15 protein-coding genes are annotated in these 14605 nt (G+C 67.5%); 13 read left to right on the forward strand and 2 right to left on the reverse strand.

Features of this window, described 5'->3' with window-relative positions:
* Positions 1 to 110: 110 nt before the first annotated feature.
* The 4 genes from IP91_RS13895 to IP91_RS13910 all read left to right on the forward strand — a co-directional run bounded on the left by IP91_RS13895 (position 111) and on the right by IP91_RS13910 (position 3128).
* Positions 111 to 710 carry a LemA family protein gene (locus IP91_RS13895; RefSeq protein ID WP_199754595.1) on the forward strand — a complete coding sequence of 200 codons (600 nt, stop codon included), beginning with the start codon at positions 111 to 113 and terminating at the stop codon, positions 708 to 710.
* A 210-nt stretch (positions 711 to 920) separates the two neighbouring features.
* Positions 921 to 1745 carry a TPM domain-containing protein gene (locus IP91_RS13900; protein ID WP_145649830.1) on the forward strand — a complete coding sequence of 275 codons (825 nt, stop codon included), beginning with the start codon at positions 921 to 923 and terminating at the stop codon, positions 1743 to 1745.
* Positions 1745 to 2257 (forward strand): TPM domain-containing protein, encoded by a 513-nt coding sequence (locus tag IP91_RS13905; protein WP_145649666.1) that lies wholly within the window; start codon positions 1745 to 1747, stop codon positions 2255 to 2257. The genes IP91_RS13900 and IP91_RS13905 overlap by 1 nt, the downstream gene beginning before the upstream one ends.
* A 475-nt stretch (positions 2258 to 2732) precedes the next feature.
* On the forward strand, positions 2733 to 3128 hold the full coding sequence (locus IP91_RS13910) for a VanZ family protein (protein ID WP_229474385.1): 396 nt from the start codon (positions 2733 to 2735) through the stop codon (positions 3126 to 3128).
* Positions 3129 to 3239: 111 nt separating this feature from the next.
* Here the strand turns inward: IP91_RS13910 and IP91_RS13915 are convergent, their stop codons facing one another.
* Complete coding sequence (locus IP91_RS13915) at positions 3240 to 3692, reverse strand: hypothetical protein (protein ID WP_145649667.1); 453 nt, start codon at positions 3690 to 3692, stop codon at positions 3240 to 3242.
* Between IP91_RS13915 and IP91_RS13920 the strand changes: the two genes are divergently transcribed.
* Positions 3670 to 3954, forward strand: a complete 285-nt coding sequence (locus IP91_RS13920) for a hypothetical protein (protein ID WP_145649668.1) — start codon at positions 3670 to 3672, stop codon at positions 3952 to 3954. The two genes, IP91_RS13915 and IP91_RS13920, sit on opposite strands and share 23 nt — an antisense overlap.
* Before the next feature lie 48 nt (positions 3955 to 4002).
* Here the strand turns inward: IP91_RS13920 and IP91_RS13925 are convergent, their stop codons facing one another.
* Positions 4003 to 4941, reverse strand: a complete 939-nt coding sequence (locus IP91_RS13925) for a TraB/GumN family protein (protein WP_229474387.1) — start codon at positions 4939 to 4941, stop codon at positions 4003 to 4005.
* 439 nt (positions 4942 to 5380) lie between these two features.
* Here IP91_RS13925 and IP91_RS13930 point away from each other — a divergent pair, with 439 nt between their 5' ends.
* The 8 genes from IP91_RS13930 (at position 5381) to IP91_RS13965 (ending at position 14427) form a co-directional block, all read left to right on the forward strand.
* Positions 5381 to 7654, forward strand: a complete 2274-nt coding sequence (locus tag IP91_RS13930; RefSeq protein WP_145649669.1) for a hybrid sensor histidine kinase/response regulator — start codon at positions 5381 to 5383, stop codon at positions 7652 to 7654.
* A gap of 98 nt (positions 7655 to 7752) precedes the next feature.
* Positions 7753 to 8742, forward strand: a complete 990-nt coding sequence (locus tag IP91_RS13935) for an LLM class flavin-dependent oxidoreductase (RefSeq protein WP_145649833.1) — start codon at positions 7753 to 7755, stop codon at positions 8740 to 8742.
* A 322-nt stretch (positions 8743 to 9064) separates the two neighbouring features.
* Positions 9065 to 10213 (forward strand): MFS transporter, encoded by a 1149-nt coding sequence (locus tag IP91_RS13940; RefSeq protein ID WP_145649834.1) that lies wholly within the window; start codon positions 9065 to 9067, stop codon positions 10211 to 10213.
* Positions 10214 to 10443: 230 nt separating this feature from the next.
* Positions 10444 to 11346 (forward strand): tRNA glutamyl-Q(34) synthetase GluQRS, encoded by a 903-nt coding sequence (gluQRS, locus tag IP91_RS13945; protein ID WP_145649670.1) that lies wholly within the window; start codon positions 10444 to 10446, stop codon positions 11344 to 11346.
* Between the two features lie 129 nt (positions 11347 to 11475).
* Complete coding sequence (locus IP91_RS13950) at positions 11476 to 11880, forward strand: DUF4124 domain-containing protein (RefSeq protein WP_145649671.1); 405 nt, start codon at positions 11476 to 11478, stop codon at positions 11878 to 11880.
* Positions 11881 to 12199: 319 nt separating this feature from the next.
* Entirely contained in the window at positions 12200 to 12937 is a 738-nt protein-coding gene (locus IP91_RS13955; protein ID WP_145649672.1) for a PEP-CTERM sorting domain-containing protein, read from the forward strand.
* Positions 12938 to 13039: 102 nt separating this feature from the next.
* Positions 13040 to 13846, forward strand: coding sequence for an alpha/beta fold hydrolase (locus tag IP91_RS13960; protein WP_145649673.1), 807 nt, complete (start codon positions 13040 to 13042; stop codon positions 13844 to 13846).
* Positions 13843 to 14427 carry a Rhs element Vgr protein gene (locus IP91_RS13965; protein WP_199754596.1) on the forward strand — a complete coding sequence of 195 codons (585 nt, stop codon included), beginning with the start codon at positions 13843 to 13845 and terminating at the stop codon, positions 14425 to 14427. Before IP91_RS13960 ends, IP91_RS13965 begins: the two co-directional genes overlap by 4 nt.
* Positions 14428 to 14605 lie beyond the last annotated feature (178 nt).

Raw genomic sequence — 14605 nt, forward strand, 5'->3', positions numbered from 1 at the left:
GCCCGGACCGTCCCGGGCCGCGCGACTATGTGCTGCACCGTACAAAAGCAGAGGTAACGACCGTGTATAGTCCCTCGCATACAGGAGCTGTCTTTATTTTCGGAGGAAGCATGCGCAATACATTCGTACGCTGGATCGTTCTGGGCCTGATGGCCACCGTGCTGTCCGGCTGTGGCTACAACGATTTCCAAAGCAAGGACGAGGCCACCAAGGCCGCATGGGGCGAAGTGGTCAACCAGTATCAGCGCCGTGCCGACCTGATCCCCAACCTCGTCAATACCGTGAAGGGGTACGCCTCGCACGAGCGGGAAACGCTGGAAGCCGTGACGAAGGCCCGTGCGCAGGCCACCAGCTTCCAGATCACGCCGGAAGTGCTGAACAACCCGGCTGCCTTCCAGAAATTCCAGCAGGTGCAGGGCGAGCTGTCGTCCGCGCTGTCGCGGCTGATGGCCGTGTCCGAGAAATACCCGGACCTGAAGGCCGACACCAGCTTCCGCGACCTGCAGTCGCAGCTGGAAGGCACGGAAAACCGCATTACCGTCGCACGGCAGCGCTACATCGCCACGGTGCAGGACTACAATGTGCTCGCCCGCCGCTTCCCCACCAACCTGACGGCGATGATGTTCGGCTATGAAGTCAAGCCGAGCTTCACGGTGGAGAACGAGAAGGCGATTTCGACCGCGCCAAGCGTCGATTTCGGCAAGAAGTAACCAGGAAAGCGAAACGCCATGCCGCTGGGTCCGCAGGATAACGCCGCACCACCCGCCGCGCCGCGCCGGCGCACGCGGGAGCACCCCGCCGAAGGGAAATGGCTGGGCACTGCCGAAAGCACCAACGAACGCGACGTGCGCGGCAAGGGCCGCCGGCGCCGCCTGCGCGGCTGGGTGGCGGACAAGTCGCAAAGCTGGATCCATCACTGGATGGTGCGCTACACGATCCTGGTGCTGTTCGTCGTGCTGGCACTGCTGTTCGTGGAAGCGGCGAAGGCCCAGGACGGGTTCGTTGCCGTGCCCGAGCTGAAGGCGCGCGTCACGGACCAGGCTGGCATGCTGGATGCGCAGCAGAAAGCATCGCTGGAATCCGTGCTCGCCGATTACGAAACGCGTACCGGCAGCCAGATCGCCATCCTGCTCGTGAAATCGACGGCGCCGGAAGCGATCGAGCAGTACAGCATCCGCGTCACCGATGCCTGGAAGCTGGGCCGCAAGGGTGTCGACGATGGCGTGCTGCTGGTGGTCGCCAAGGACAATCCCGCGGCACTGCGCCGCCTGCGCATCGAGGCGGGCCGCGGCGTGCAGGGCTCGCTGACGGACGCCCAGTCGAAACGGGTGCTGCAGGACGTGATCGCTCCCCACTTTCGCAACAACGATTACTACGGCGGGCTGACGGCGGGCGTGTCCGCCATCGCCACGCTGCTCGACAAGGAACAGTTCCCCGCCCCGCAGAAACCAAGCGCACAGCCGGCCCAGAAGAATGATGGCGGCAGCGGCTGGCTGCTGCCCCTGCTGCTGGTCGGCGCCTTCGTGCTGCTGCCGATGCTGCGCGGCCGCCGCCGCAGCAGCGGCCTGCACCGTTCCGGCTGGGGTTCCGATGCGGCCGGCGTGCTGATCGGCAGCGCCATCGGCAGTGCGCTCGGCCAGCGTGGCGGCTTCGGCGGCGGCGGTGGCGGGTTCGGTGGCGGCGGCGGCTTCGGTGGCGGCGGTGGCGGCAGCTTCGATGGCGGCGGCGCCTCGGGAGACTGGTGATGACGGACTTTTCCACCCGCGCGCGCCGCGCCTGGCGCCACCTGTCCACCGGCGCCGGCACGGGCAAGCGCTGCTTCCCGCAAGCGACGCTGGAAGCGATTGCGGCCGCCATCGCCGAGGGCGAAACGCGGCACCGCGCCGAAGTGCGGCTGATCGTCGAACCGGCACTGCCGTTCGGCGCGGCCTGGGGCGGCGTGGGCAACCGCGACCGGGCCCGCGCGCTGTTCGCGCACTACGGCATCTGGGACACGGAAGAAAACTGCGGCGTGCTGATCTACGTGAACCTGGCCGACCATGCCGTCGACATCGTGGCCGACCGCAACGTCGGGCGCCTGATCACGGAAGGCGAATGGCAGGCCGTGTGCGCAACGATGACGGCCGCCTACAAGCGCGGCGATTTCCGGGAGGGCAGCGTGGCGGCATTGCGCCAGCTGGCCGACCTGCTGCAGCGGCACTTCCCCGCGGATGGTGCCCGTCCCAACCAGCTGTCGAACGAGGCCATCATCCTGTGACGGCATACGGCGCATAAAGATATGCGCGCCACATATATCTCATATCGAAAATGAAAATTGGACGCATATGTGGCCGGACAGCATAATGCACCTGTCTCCACTATTCTCCTCCAAGATAATAGTTTGAAGCCCGCCACCGAGCGGGCTTTTTTTTTGCCCTTTTTTTTGCCGGCGCGATTCCACTTGCGCGCTGTCATTACGACGTCACATAGCCTGCCTATACTCGACACATCTGCCACACACGCAACCGATATGCGTGGTGGCAGACCAGGTGTGCTCCGGCACACCGCTCCGAATTCGCTGCAAAGGTTTTTCCTGGTGTTCCGCTGTTCGTTTTCCTGATGTCTGCCTGTCGCTTCGACCGCACCTTCTCTTGGCCCGGACAGGGTTTGGCCCGCTGACTGCAGCGGGCTTCTTTTTTGCCGGCATGTTAAGGTGGTATTTTCTCCATCGCTGGCTTCTCCAGTTTTCCGCCGTGCTGAAACTCCTGCATACCCTGTTCCTCACTTCCGATCACGCCCGCCTGCGCTACTGGGGTGCCATGACGCTGTTCGCGCTCATCGTGGTCATCGGCTCGATCCCCGGCGCCCGTGCCGATGCCGCCGAAGTGGCTTCCGGCATCGTGCTGCATTCCTGCGCCTATGCCGTGCTGGCGTTCCTGATCTTTACCGGCAGCCGCGGCGTGCCGGCCCAGCGCGCCATCAAGAGCGTGCTGACGATCGCCGCGTTCGGCGCCATCGATGAATTCGTGCAGAGCTTCCTGCCGTACCGCCATGGCGCGGTCAGCGACTGGGTGGTGGACTGCACCGCTGCGGTGCTGATGGCAACCGTCATGTGGGCGCTGTGGACGACGCGGAAAGTGCCGGCCTGATCCGGCCACCCAGATACGGCCGCGTCCCTGCAGGCGGAACGTGCAATCCAGTAGCTTGAGCTGGATCAATCAGTCGCCCCCGCCCGAGAACACTTCCCCCGCCGCCGGCTCTTACTTCTGTTCGGGCATCCAGCCCATGGGAGACCAGATCATGAGAGCAATAACAATCAGTAAGGCCATGACAAGCTGTACCCGGAGGATGGCGGCGCTGGCAGCTTGCCTGGCGCTCGGTGCCTGTGCGGGCATGGAGGGCGAAGGCTCCGGCAGTTCGGCTTCGGGGAGCACGGGCAGTGGCCCGGGCAGCGCGTTCCGGGACAACGGCATGGAGGGCAACAGCCGGACCGGCAGCACCGGCAAGGACAATAGCAGTGGCAGCTCCATGAGGGACAATCCGGGCAGCGGCAGTTCCAGCAGCGGCAGTTCCAGCAGCGGCAGTTCCAGCAGCGGTAATTCGAGCAGCGGTAGCTCCAGCAGCGGTACCGAAACCAGCCCGCCTGACAAATCGATGGATTCCGGCGGGATGGCAAGCGGGAGCGGGGCAATGGGCGCCACGGGCGGCAGCATGGGCATGCCCGGCTGGCGGGGCACGATCCAGTCGATCGAACCGATGACGCGCCAGCAGGCCGGCATCGGCGTTGGCGGGTCGGTGGGTGCGGCGGCGGCCGGCGGTGCGATGCCGGATGCCGGGGCGCCGTCGGACCGCGTCTACCGCGTCACCCTGCGCACCGAGGATGGCGGCATGCAGAGCGTGGTCGTCGACAAGGCGCCGGAGTACAAGGTGGGCGACCGCGTCATGTACAGCAACGGCGCCTTCCAGCGCCAGTAAGCCAGCCAGGCGCCTCGGCATGCCGGGCGCCCGCTTTGGCGCTGGCGGTCAATACACTTTCTGAACGTCGTAGCCGCGCTGGCGCAGCAGTTCGGGGATGCCCTTGTCGCCCACCAGGTGCAGGAGGCCGATGCCCACGAAGGCCACCTGGTCGCTGCGCATGATGGCCTCGATATGCGCCGTCATTTCCGGGTTGCGCTTGCCGAGGAGCGTGCGGTCCATGAAGGTGGCGGAGACGCTGTCCCCGGCGGTCAGCTCGCGGGCGAGCGCCGTGATGCGCCCGGCATCGGCATTGCTCCACGCATCGATGAGGCCGGCAGACTTCTGCAGCGCCCTGCCGCTGGCCAGGTCGTCCAGGTTTTCCAGCAGATAGCGTTCCTGTTGCGCATCGTCCAGCGAAGAAAACAGGCTGAGCTGATATTCGGCCGTCTCCAGTTCGCGCACCGGTTTCTTCTGCTGCACGGCGGCCGACAGCAGGAACCCTTCCACGCCATTGCTGCGATGGTAGCCACTGCGCTCGATCTCGCCACCGACGAGGATATTGGCCACCAGCCACGGCCGATAAGTCTCGACACTGCGCAATGGCAGGTTTGCTTTTGCCAAGGCCTTTTCCAGCAACGCCAATGCCGCCGGCGACAGGTGATTCACGATCGAATCGCCGGCCGGGTAATAACCGTATTTCGTGAGCGCCTGCTGGAACGGTTCGGCCACGCGCGTATCGAGTTCCAGAACCAGGGCACTGGAGTCGGCCAGTGCGCGCGTCACTTCCGGCTCGAGCGGGAAAAAGCCCTGCTTGCCCACGTGGACCGTTCCGAACAGGTAGCTGGTCCTGCCCTCGTGCGTGACCCGGTACAGGGCGCCGCGTTTCGGCACGGCTGCCGGGACGATGGGCTCCCCGGGTACCGACTGGGTCGGCATATTCATTTCCACGCCCTGCGCCACGCAGGCAATCGACAGGACGATGGAGCAGATCAGATAACGCAGCATGCAATTCCCAAGCCGGCCTCGCGAGGCGGCAATCAAAATGACAACGGTAATGCCCGCAGTGGCCGGGGCATGGGCCGGAGAGCGCGCCATGCGCGTCTATTTCTGATGGTAAAGGAATTTGTGCGCTGCGGCTATTCAATCGCACGACGCGCGAGATAATCGCAAGACCCGTGCAACAAAACATTGCCAAAATAACCCCGATACGGTGCCATTTATAACCGGGTCGACAAGATCATAATCAAAACGGCATTATATGGACGGTTCGCGTGATATTTTATAAACATGATTGTTTCGCCAATTAGGCGCGCCATCGGATTGCCGGCGGCAGCTGCACGCGACGCTCTCTTGATCGGGGCAAGGAAAGGCTGTCATGGACGCGAAGCTATGGTAACGTCACAATAGTTACACCAAATACACTATTCCCGATCGTCCATTTTCCGTGCAGACACGCTCCGGCCAACCGCCCGTCCACGTGCACCCGCGCCTGCCGACCATCCGGTTCCGGCTGGTGCTGCTGGTATTGAGCTGCGTGCTGCCCGCCGCGATCGTTTCGGCCTTCCTGATCTACGACCATTACCGCGTCGAGCGGGCCAGCCTGCTGGGCGAGGCAATGGCCACGGCGCGGTCGATGGTGGCGGTGGTCGACCGCGATTTCGATACCGTCACGACGGCCTTGCGCACGCTGTCCGTCTCGGATGCCCTGGACCTGCCGGACCGCTCCAACTTCCGCCGCCAGGCTGCCAATGTGCACGCCATCCTGCCGATCACGGAAGTGGTGCTGTACGACCCCATCACCCACCAGCAGCTGATGAACACCACGGTCGGCACGCCGCTGCCGGATCCCGGCAATGCCGAGCTGCTGCGCGAAGTGCTGCGCACCGGCCAGCCGGTCGTCACCGGCACGGTGCGCAATGCGCGCGGCAACGGCAGCATCACCGTGGCCGTGCCCGTGCTGCGCGACGGCGTGGTGCGCTACGTGCTCGCGGCCGAGGTGCTGCCGGCGGCGCTCAGCACGATCCTCACGGACCAGAAGATCCCGGAACACTGGCGCGCCGCGATCCTCGATGCCGACTACCGCATCGTCGCCCGCAATGTCGACATCGCCCGCTACCGGGGCCGCCTGCCGGAAGCCGACGTCATCGCACGCATGCGCGCCCGGCCGGAGGACACTTTCGACGGCACCACCGTCGACGACCGCCACGTGGTGATGCTGTACAGCCGCTCCGCCAAGTCCGGCTGGAGCGTGACGCTGGGCGTACCGCACCGCACGCTGGCGGCGGGCCTGCTGCGCACGCTCGAATCGCTGATCATCGCCACCGTCGTGATCCTGGCGCTGGGCCTGGGCATGGCCTGGCTGGTGGGCGGCCGCATCGCCCGCTCGGTGCAGGCGCTGATCGGACCGGCGACGGAGCTGGGTGCGGGCCGCCAGGTGCATCCGCCGGTCGTCGATTTCCTGGAGGCGCAGCAGGTGGGCGACTCGCTGGTGCGCGCCGCGGCGGCGCTGGACGATGCGCGCGAGCAGGCCGCCAGCGAGCTGCTGGAACGCCGCGCCGCCCAGGAAGCGCTGCAGCTCGCGGACGTGCGCAAGGACGAGTTCCTGGCCACCCTGGCGCACGAGCTGCGCAACCCGATGGCGCCGCTCGTCAACGCGCTGGAGATCATGCGGCTGGCCGGCCCCGGCGCGGCCCCGCCGCCGGCCGTGCTGGACATCATCGGCCGCCAGCTCAAGCAGATGGTGCGCCTCGTCGACGACCTGCTCGATGTCTCGCGCATCACCACGGACAAGCTGGGCATCCGCACCGAAGCGGTGGTGCTGCAGGACGTCGTCTCGCATTCGCTGGAGACGGCCGGGCCCCTGATCGGCCAGCGCCGCCATGCGCTGGCCGTGCACGTGCCCGATAGTCCGGTGCTGCTGCGCGCCGATGCCACGCGCCTGGCGCAAGTATTTTCGAACCTGCTGAACAACGCGGCCAAGTACACGCCGAACGGCGGCAGCATCGCGCTGCACGCCGTCTGCCTGCCGGAGGGCGGCCGGGTGCGCATCGACATCAGCGACAACGGCATCGGCATCGCCAGCGACGTGCTGCCCCATGTGTTCGACATCTTCTACCAGGCCGACCGGTCGCTGGGCCGCTCGCAGGCCGGACTCGGGATCGGCCTGTCGCTGGCACGCCGGCTCGTCGAGCTGCACGGCGGCACGTTGTCCGCCGCCAGCCCCGGCAAGGGCCTGGGCAGCACCTTCAGCGTCGAGCTGCCGGTGGCCGCCGATGCCACCGCGCCCGTGCCCGAGCGCGACAACGCCGGCGGCGCGCTGCCGCCGCTGCGCGTGCTGGTGGCCGACGACAACATCGACCACGCCAACACGCTGCGCACGCTGCTGATGGCGGCGGGCCAGACGGTGAACGTGTGCTACGACGGCCTGTCCGCCCTGCGCAGTGCCGAGGCGTTCGATCCGCAGATCGCCTTCCTCGATATCGGCATGCCGCGCATGGATGGCTACGAGCTGGCGCGCCGCCTGCGGAGCGAACCGCGCCACCGCGACTGCCTGCTGGTGGCCGTCACCGGCTGGGGCCAGGACCGCGACCAGCAGCGCTCGCAGGCCGCCGGCTTCGACCGCCACGTCGTCAAGCCGCTGCAGCCGGCGCAGCTGCGCGCCCTCCTGCAGGAACGCGCCAGCCGTGCCACAATGGCTGACACCGCCCAGGTGCGCTGACGGTTTTCCCGTCCGCGAGCACCTCGGGGTCACGTCCATAGCCACACGAAAGGCAGGGTCTTGCTTGCAATGGCAGGCACAGCCCTGACATGCACCCGATGATTCCATTCTCGATACTCGACCTCTCCCCCATCGCCGAAGGCAGCCACGCCGGCGAGTCGCTGCGCCACACGCTGGACCTGGCGCAGCATGGCGAACGCTGGGGCTTCAACCGCTACTGGCTGGCCGAACACCACGGCATGCCGGGCATCGCCAGCGCGGCCACGGCCGTCGTCATCGCGCACGTCGCGGCCGGCACGAACAGCATCCGCGTCGGGGCCGGCGGCATCATGCTGCCCAATCACTCGCCGCTGGTGATCGCCGAGCAGTTCGGCACGCTGGAAGCGCTGTACCCGGGCCGCATCGACCTGGGCCTGGGCCGCGCGCCCGGCTCCGACCAGACCACGGCGCGCGCGCTGCGCCGCAACCTGGGCTCCGATGCCGAAGAGTTCCCGCAGGACGTGCTGGAACTGCAGGACTACATGAGCGACGAGCCGCGCCAGCGCGTGCTGGCCGTGCCGGGCCACGGTGCCAAGGTGCCGCTGTGGATCCTGGGCTCCAGCCTGTTCGGCGCGCAGCTGGCCGCGCACCTGGGCCTGCCGTTCGCGTTCGCCTCGCACTTCGCGCCGCAGATGATGATGCAGGCGATCAGCATGTACCGCGCCGGCTTCAAGCCGTCCGCGCAGCTCGACAAGCCGTACGTCATGCTGGGCTATAACATCTTCGCCGCCGACACGGACGAGGAAGCCCAGCTGCGCGCCACGTCGATGCAGCAGGCCTTCGTCAACCTGCGCACGGGCCGGCCGTCGAAGCTGCCGCCGCCGCTGAAGGATTACCGCTCCACGCTGGGTCCACAGGAAAACGCGATGCTCGATTCGGTGCTGTCCTGCACCGCCATCGGCGCGCCGGACACGGTCGAAGCGCAGCTGCGCGCCTTCATCGCCAGCACGCAGCCGAACGAGCTGATGATCACCTCCCAGATCCACGAGCACGCTGCCCGGCTGCGTTCCTACGAGATCGTGTCGGAGGTGCACAAGCGGCTGGCCTGAGACGCCGGATGTGCAGCGAGCTGTCGCGCACGGGGTCTGTCCCACAGCGCCCGCAGCTTCGAAACTGATGTGAGCCGCCTTCCGGCCCGCGGCCGCTGCACGCCCGGTGTCCGACATTTTTTCCGGGCGCCGTTCCCGGGAAAGTGTCAGACACCGGTGTTTGCCACCTCTGCACGAACGCTGCGCTTCATCGCGATTTCCTCGGCTGCCAGCACGGCCCGGCGTTATCCCCTACAATAACGCCCCCGTGCCACCAGGAGCCGCCGTGAGCGCGCAGCAAGAACTCGATACCCGCACCGACCACCCCGACATCTCCCCCGCCATGGTATGGCTGATGGCCACCGCCACCGGCCTGATCGTCGCCAACCTGTACTACGCCCAGCCGCTCGTCGGCCCCATCAGCCGCGCCACCGGCCTCGATCCCGGCGCCGCCGGCCTGATCGTCACGCTCACGCAGATGGGCTACTGCCTCGGCATGCTGTTCATCGTGCCGCTCGGCGACCTGGTCGAAAACCGCAAGCTGATCGTCACCGCCCTGCTGGGCACCGCCTGCGCGCTGCTTGCCGCCGCCTTCAGCAGCAACGCCATCCTGTTCCTGGCCGCCGCGTTCTGCATCGGCCTGGGCTCCGTCGCCGCGCAGATCATCGTGCCGTTCGCCTCGCACCTGGCGCGGCCGGAAAGGCGCGGCCAGGTGGTGGGCACCGTCGTCAGCGGGCTGCTGATGGGCATCATGCTGGCGCGGCCCGTCTCCAGCCTGGTTACCGATGCGCTGGGCTGGCACGCGATCTTCGTCATGTCCGCCATCGGCACCGCCGCCCTGGCCTTCGTGCTGAAGAGCCGCCTGCCGCTGCGCGAGCCGGATCACACGTCCACCTATCCGGCGCTGCTGGCCACGCTGTGGCACCTGCTGCGCACCACGCCGATCCTGCGCCGCCGCGCCGCCTACCAGTTCTGCATGTTCGGTGCGTTCAGCCTGTTCTGGACCACCGTGCCGCTGATCCTGGCCAGCGAGCCGTTCCACCTGTCGCAGACCGGCATCGCCATCTTCGCGCTGGCGGGCGTGGCCGGCGCCATCGCCTCGCCGCTGGCCGGCCGCCGCGCCGACCAGGGCAAGTCGCGCTCGACGACGGCCATCGCCCTGGTCGCCGGCATCGTCGCCTTCGCCGCCCCGCTGCTGCTGAGCGGTGGCCGCGTGTTCGAGCTGGGCCTGCTGGTGGCCGCGTCGATCGTGCTGGATGCGGGCGTTTCGGCCAGCCTCGTCGTCGGCCAGCGGGCCATCTACGCGCTGGGCGCCGACGTGCGCTCGCGGCTGAACGGCCTGTACATGGCCATCTTCTTCCTGGGCGGCGCGCTCGGCTCCTCGCTGGGCGGCTGGATGATGGCCCACCACGGCTGGCCCGGCGTCCTGCTGACCGGCCTGCTGTTCCCCCTCACGGGCCTGGCCGTCTTCCTCACCGAACCGCGCCGCTGACACTACCGCCGAGCCCGTGTCCCACCGTGGGGTCAGGCGTAGTGACACGCACTCGGCCGTAGGCCGAAATTCAGCGGAACGCCATGGGGAGCCGCGGTGCCAAAATGCCTCACAGACGAGCTCGTGTCACGACGCCTGACCCCAAGGGGTGACACGGGCTCGACAGTAGCGGCAGTTGACTCTTCCGGCGGCGGTTGACGCTCGCGCCGCCGTTCGCCGATACTGCGCGCATGACTTCGTACACCGGCCGTTTCGCGCCCTCTCCCACCGGTCCACTGCACCTCGGCTCGCTCGTGGCGGCGATGGCCAGCTACCTCGATGCCAAGGTGCATCGCGGTCAGTGGCTGGTGCGCATCGAGGATCTCGACCGCGACCGCAACGTGGCCGGCGCGGACGAGCACATCCTCGCCTCCCTGCAGCGCTGCGGCATGCAGTGGGACGGCGAAGTGACATGGCAGACGCGCCGCGAACCCCTGTACGAAGCGGCCCTGGCGCAACTGGCGCAGGACATCTACCCCTGCGGCTGCTCGCGCAAGGAAATCGCCGACTCGCAGACGCGCCTCGGCCTGGCGCACCATGGCGCGCTGGTGTACCCGGGCACCTGCCGCGCCGGCCTCGCGCCGGGCAAGGCGCCCCGCGCGCTGCGCCTGCGCACGCCGCAAGCGCCGCACCGCGTGATCGCCTTCGAGGACCGCTGGCACGGCCACGTCGAGCAGGACATCACGGCGCAGGTGGGCGACTTCGTCGTCCGCCGCGCGGACGGCTTCTGGGCCTACCAGCTGGCGGTCGTCGTCGACGATGGCGCGCAGGGCATCACGGACATCGTGCGCGGCGCCGACCTGCTCGACTCCACGCCACGCCAGCTGTACCTGCAGGAGCTGCTCGGCCTGCCGCAGCCGCGCTACCTGCACGTGCCCGTCGTCGTCAATGGCGATGGCGAGAAGCTGTCGAAACAGACCGGCGCGGCCGCGTTCGACAACGGTGCACCAGCCGAGATGCTGCTGGCCACCAGCCTGCTGCCGGCGGCGCGCTTCCTCGGCCTCGACATCCGGGCCGACACGATTCCCGCCTTCTGGCAGGCTGCCATGCCGGCGTGGGAAAACCTGCTGCGAGCCCACGTCCACACCGCCTAAAGCCGCCCTTCGCAGGAAAGCAGCCCATGCGGCTGTAGGATTGGTCCTCCGAAACACCGTGAGCTGGCGAACAGAACGCCACGGCGCGCCGGTGCACACTTCTTCCATCGTTTCAACAGGAGGTGCACCATGCGACGTTCAGCCCTTTTCATCACGCTCAGCCTGGCCCTGGCCGGCGGCTCCGGCGCATTCGCCAACGACCAGATCTACAAATGCCTGGATCCGAACGGTGCCACCCTGCTGTCCGACAAGCCTTGTGCCGTGATCGAAAGCGTGGAGGCCGATGCGGCACCCGCTGCCGGAAGCACCGATGTTGCCGCGCTGCCGACTGGCGTGGAAGCCGCCCCGGTCATCGCCGAATCCCCACGCCACGTGGTGGCCAAGGAACACTACACGCTGCCCCCGGCGGAAGTGAACCGCGACAAGTGGGCCAACCGGCAGCCTGCCACCGCAGCGCCGCGCATCGATGTCGCCACGCTGAAGGCCGCCAAGCTGAAGCTGGAGATGTCGGATCGCACGGCCAGCCTCGACTGATACGTCCTGTCTCCCCGCCGTCACAAGCTGCTGCGCGAATAAAGTACGTGCGGCAGCCTGCTCGACAATACCTGCCTGCGGCCATATCGCGTGCTGCTTTGCGAAGTACCCACTGACTTTATTGCGCGGACCGCATTCCCGTTCCGACACGGCCGTATTCGCACGGCACTTTGTTACAAAATCTTCAAACTTTCCTTTTGACAGTGGGCCTCTGCGCTACCGAGAATGATTCGTCGCGTTGACCAAAAATCAACGGGCCGGTAACGCGGCCACGACGGTTCTCGTGCAGTGATCACCAATCAACCACCAAGGAATGCACATGAAGATGAAACAGGCAGCGATCGTGATGGCAATGGCCCTGGCAGCGGGCAGCGCAGCGGCGGCAACGACGGATTTCTCGTCCGGCACGCAGGGCTGGGAAGGCTCCCAGCCGCTGAACGGCATCGGCGGTTCCGGCATCGACACGTCGCAGGGCAACGGCGCACCGTCCTATCGCACCGTGATGGAGAATTTCGGCATCAGCTTCACCAACAGCACCAACACGGACTTCGTCCACGACTACACGGCCACGTCCGCCGTCACCTTCGGCATCGACGTGCAGACGCAGAGCATCCGCTTCTTCGGCCAGGAAGTGCAGCGCGACCTGATCCTGGAACTGCGCGACTACGACAACGCCACCAACGGCCTGCCGTACACGAGCGTCTGGTACAACCTGGGCACGCTGGACGCGGCCGTGGGCGGCTGGCAGCACTATTCCGTGACGATCGACGCCACCTCGTCGGTCGGGCTGCCGGCGGGCTGGGGCGGCTACGGCGCCGAGGATGCCGTGGGCAACCCGTTCCTGCCGAGCGACCGTACGTTTGCCAGCGTGCTGGCCGGCGTGGACGAAATCGCCTTCACCACCTTCCAGCCCGGCTACATGTACGGCTTCACGGACTTCGACGTGTCGGTCGACAACATCTCCGTCAGCGCCGTGCCGGAGCCAAGCACGTATGCGATGCTGGGTGCCGGCCTGCTGTTCATCGGCGCCGCCGCGCGCCGCCGCAAGCAGGGCTGATTCTCGCACCACCCTGTCCAGCCCGTGGACAGGTGGCGGCAGCCGGGCCATCGTGCCCGGCCACTCGCTATAATCGCCGGTCCGACGACTCTTTCCGCCGCCATGACCGCCACTGCCGCCCCGACCTCCGCCCCCGGCCTGCCGGTCGTCCTGCTGCACAGTTCGATGAGCTCGCGCAGCCAGTGGTCGGCGCTAATGGCAGCCCACGGCGCCGATCATCACTTCATCGCCCATCATCACTTCATCGCTCTCGACCTGCTGGGCTACGGCAAGGCGCCCTTCCCGCCGCCGGACACGCATGCCACGTTCTCGCTGGCCCATGAAGCCGATGCCGTGCTGGCAGCCCTCGCCACGCACCTGCCGGCCGATGCCCCGTTCCACCTGATCGGCCATTCCTACGGCGGCGCCACGGCACTGCGCCTGGCGCGCCTGCATCCGCAGCGCGTGCGCTCGCTGGCCGTGTTCGAACCGGTGGCGTTCCACCTGCTCGAGGAAAGCGATGCCGGCCGCCAGGAGGTGGCGCGCGTGATCGCCGCCATCGAAGCGGCCGCCACGCCGGAAGATGCGGCCCGCGTGTTTCTCGATTACTGGAATGGAGCCGGTGCGTTCGACGCGTTGCCGGCCCCGCTGCGCGAGCGTTTCGCCGCGCAGGTGGCGAAGGTGCGGCTCGATTTCGTGGCGCTGCTGGGCGAGGCCGCCACCTTGCGCGACATGGCCGCCATCACCGCGCCGGCGCTGGTGCTGTCCGGCCGCGACGGCCCCGCTTCCACGCGCGCCGTCGCCACACGCCTCGCATCCGCCCTGCCGAACGCCCGCTCGGCGCAGACGCCCGGCGGCCACATGGCGCCCATCACGCATGCGGCGGAGGTGAACCGCGCGTTCATCGCTTTCCTGGCCGCGCAGGCATGACGGCACCGGGCACGCTGTCCCCTGCCCCGTTGACGCTGACGGTACCGGGCCAGTCCCGTCCCCTCACCGAAGGCGAGATCGCCTGCTGCCGCAGCGTGTTCGGCGCTGCCGTGGCGGTCGACGCGGTGCGCGTGCATGCGCGCGGCTGGTTCCCGTTCGGGCTGCAGCTGCGCGCCACGGCAATGGCGCCGGACGGCCATATCTGGTTCCGTCCGGAAGACTGCTGCGACGATTTTTCGCGGGCCCCGGCCTGGCGGCTGCTGTGGTTCATGCACGAGATGGTGCACGTGTGGCAGTGGCAGCTGGGGTACCCGGTGATGTGGCGCGGCGCGCTGCGCCTCGGGCTGTCGTACCGCTACGAGCTGGCGCCCGACCGGCGTCTGGCCGACTACAACATGGAAGCGCAGGGCGATTTGCTGGCCGACTGGTTCGCGCTGCACCGGCTGCAGCTGCCCGGCGCGATGCGGCAGGCCCGCTACGCCGCCGACGAGCCGCTGTTCCGGGAGGTGCTGCAGGATTTCCTGCGCGACCCGGCCAGCACCTCCCACCTGCCGCGCCGCTGGCCCCACTTCGGCCGCTGACAGCCGGTTTATGTCCTCGTGCCAGGCACCGGGACATACTGACCGCCGGGTCGTGTCCTGGTGCCTCGTGTCCTGGTGCCAGGCACCGGGACATACTGACCGCCTGGTCGTGTCCTGGTGCCAGGCACCAGGACACGTGCATGAGGTCGCAGGGAACGGTTGCGCACCGGGGTCTTGC

It is taken from the genome of Pseudoduganella lurida (genome assembly GCF_007830455.1).
Lineage (GTDB): Bacteria > Pseudomonadota > Gammaproteobacteria > Burkholderiales > Burkholderiaceae_D > Rugamonas > Rugamonas lurida.

What these genes read in the sequence shown, in the direction of transcription:
- IP91_RS13905 (WP_145649666.1), top strand. Translation starts at nt 1,745, where the DNA reads ATGACGGACTTTTCCACCCGCGCGCGCCGCGCCTGGCGCCACCTGTCC.
- IP91_RS13960 (WP_145649673.1), top strand. Translation starts at nt 13,040, where the DNA reads ATGACCGCCACTGCCGCCCCGACCTCCGCCCCCGGCCTGCCGGTCGTC.
- gluQRS (WP_145649670.1), top strand. Translation starts at nt 10,444, where the DNA reads ATGACTTCGTACACCGGCCGTTTCGCGCCCTCTCCCACCGGTCCACTG.
- IP91_RS13940 (WP_145649834.1), top strand. Translation starts at nt 9,065, where the DNA reads ATGGTATGGCTGATGGCCACCGCCACCGGCCTGATCGTCGCCAACCTG.
- IP91_RS13915 (WP_145649667.1), bottom strand. Translation starts at nt 3,692, where the DNA reads ATGCTGCCGCCCGTGGCGCCCATTGCCCCGCTCCCGCTTGCCATCCCG.
- IP91_RS13965 (WP_199754596.1), top strand. Translation starts at nt 13,843, where the DNA reads ATGACGGCACCGGGCACGCTGTCCCCTGCCCCGTTGACGCTGACGGTA.
- IP91_RS13950 (WP_145649671.1), top strand. Translation starts at nt 11,476, where the DNA reads ATGCGACGTTCAGCCCTTTTCATCACGCTCAGCCTGGCCCTGGCCGGC.
- IP91_RS13900 (WP_145649830.1), top strand. Translation starts at nt 921, where the DNA reads ATGGTGCGCTACACGATCCTGGTGCTGTTCGTCGTGCTGGCACTGCTG.
- IP91_RS13920 (WP_145649668.1), top strand. Translation starts at nt 3,670, where the DNA reads ATGGGCGCCACGGGCGGCAGCATGGGCATGCCCGGCTGGCGGGGCACG.
- IP91_RS13955 (WP_145649672.1), top strand. Translation starts at nt 12,200, where the DNA reads ATGAAGATGAAACAGGCAGCGATCGTGATGGCAATGGCCCTGGCAGCG.
- IP91_RS13895 (WP_199754595.1), top strand. Translation starts at nt 111, where the DNA reads ATGCGCAATACATTCGTACGCTGGATCGTTCTGGGCCTGATGGCCACC.
- IP91_RS13935 (WP_145649833.1), top strand. Translation starts at nt 7,753, where the DNA reads ATGATTCCATTCTCGATACTCGACCTCTCCCCCATCGCCGAAGGCAGC.
- IP91_RS13925 (WP_229474387.1), bottom strand. Translation starts at nt 4,941, where the DNA reads ATGCTGCGTTATCTGATCTGCTCCATCGTCCTGTCGATTGCCTGCGTG.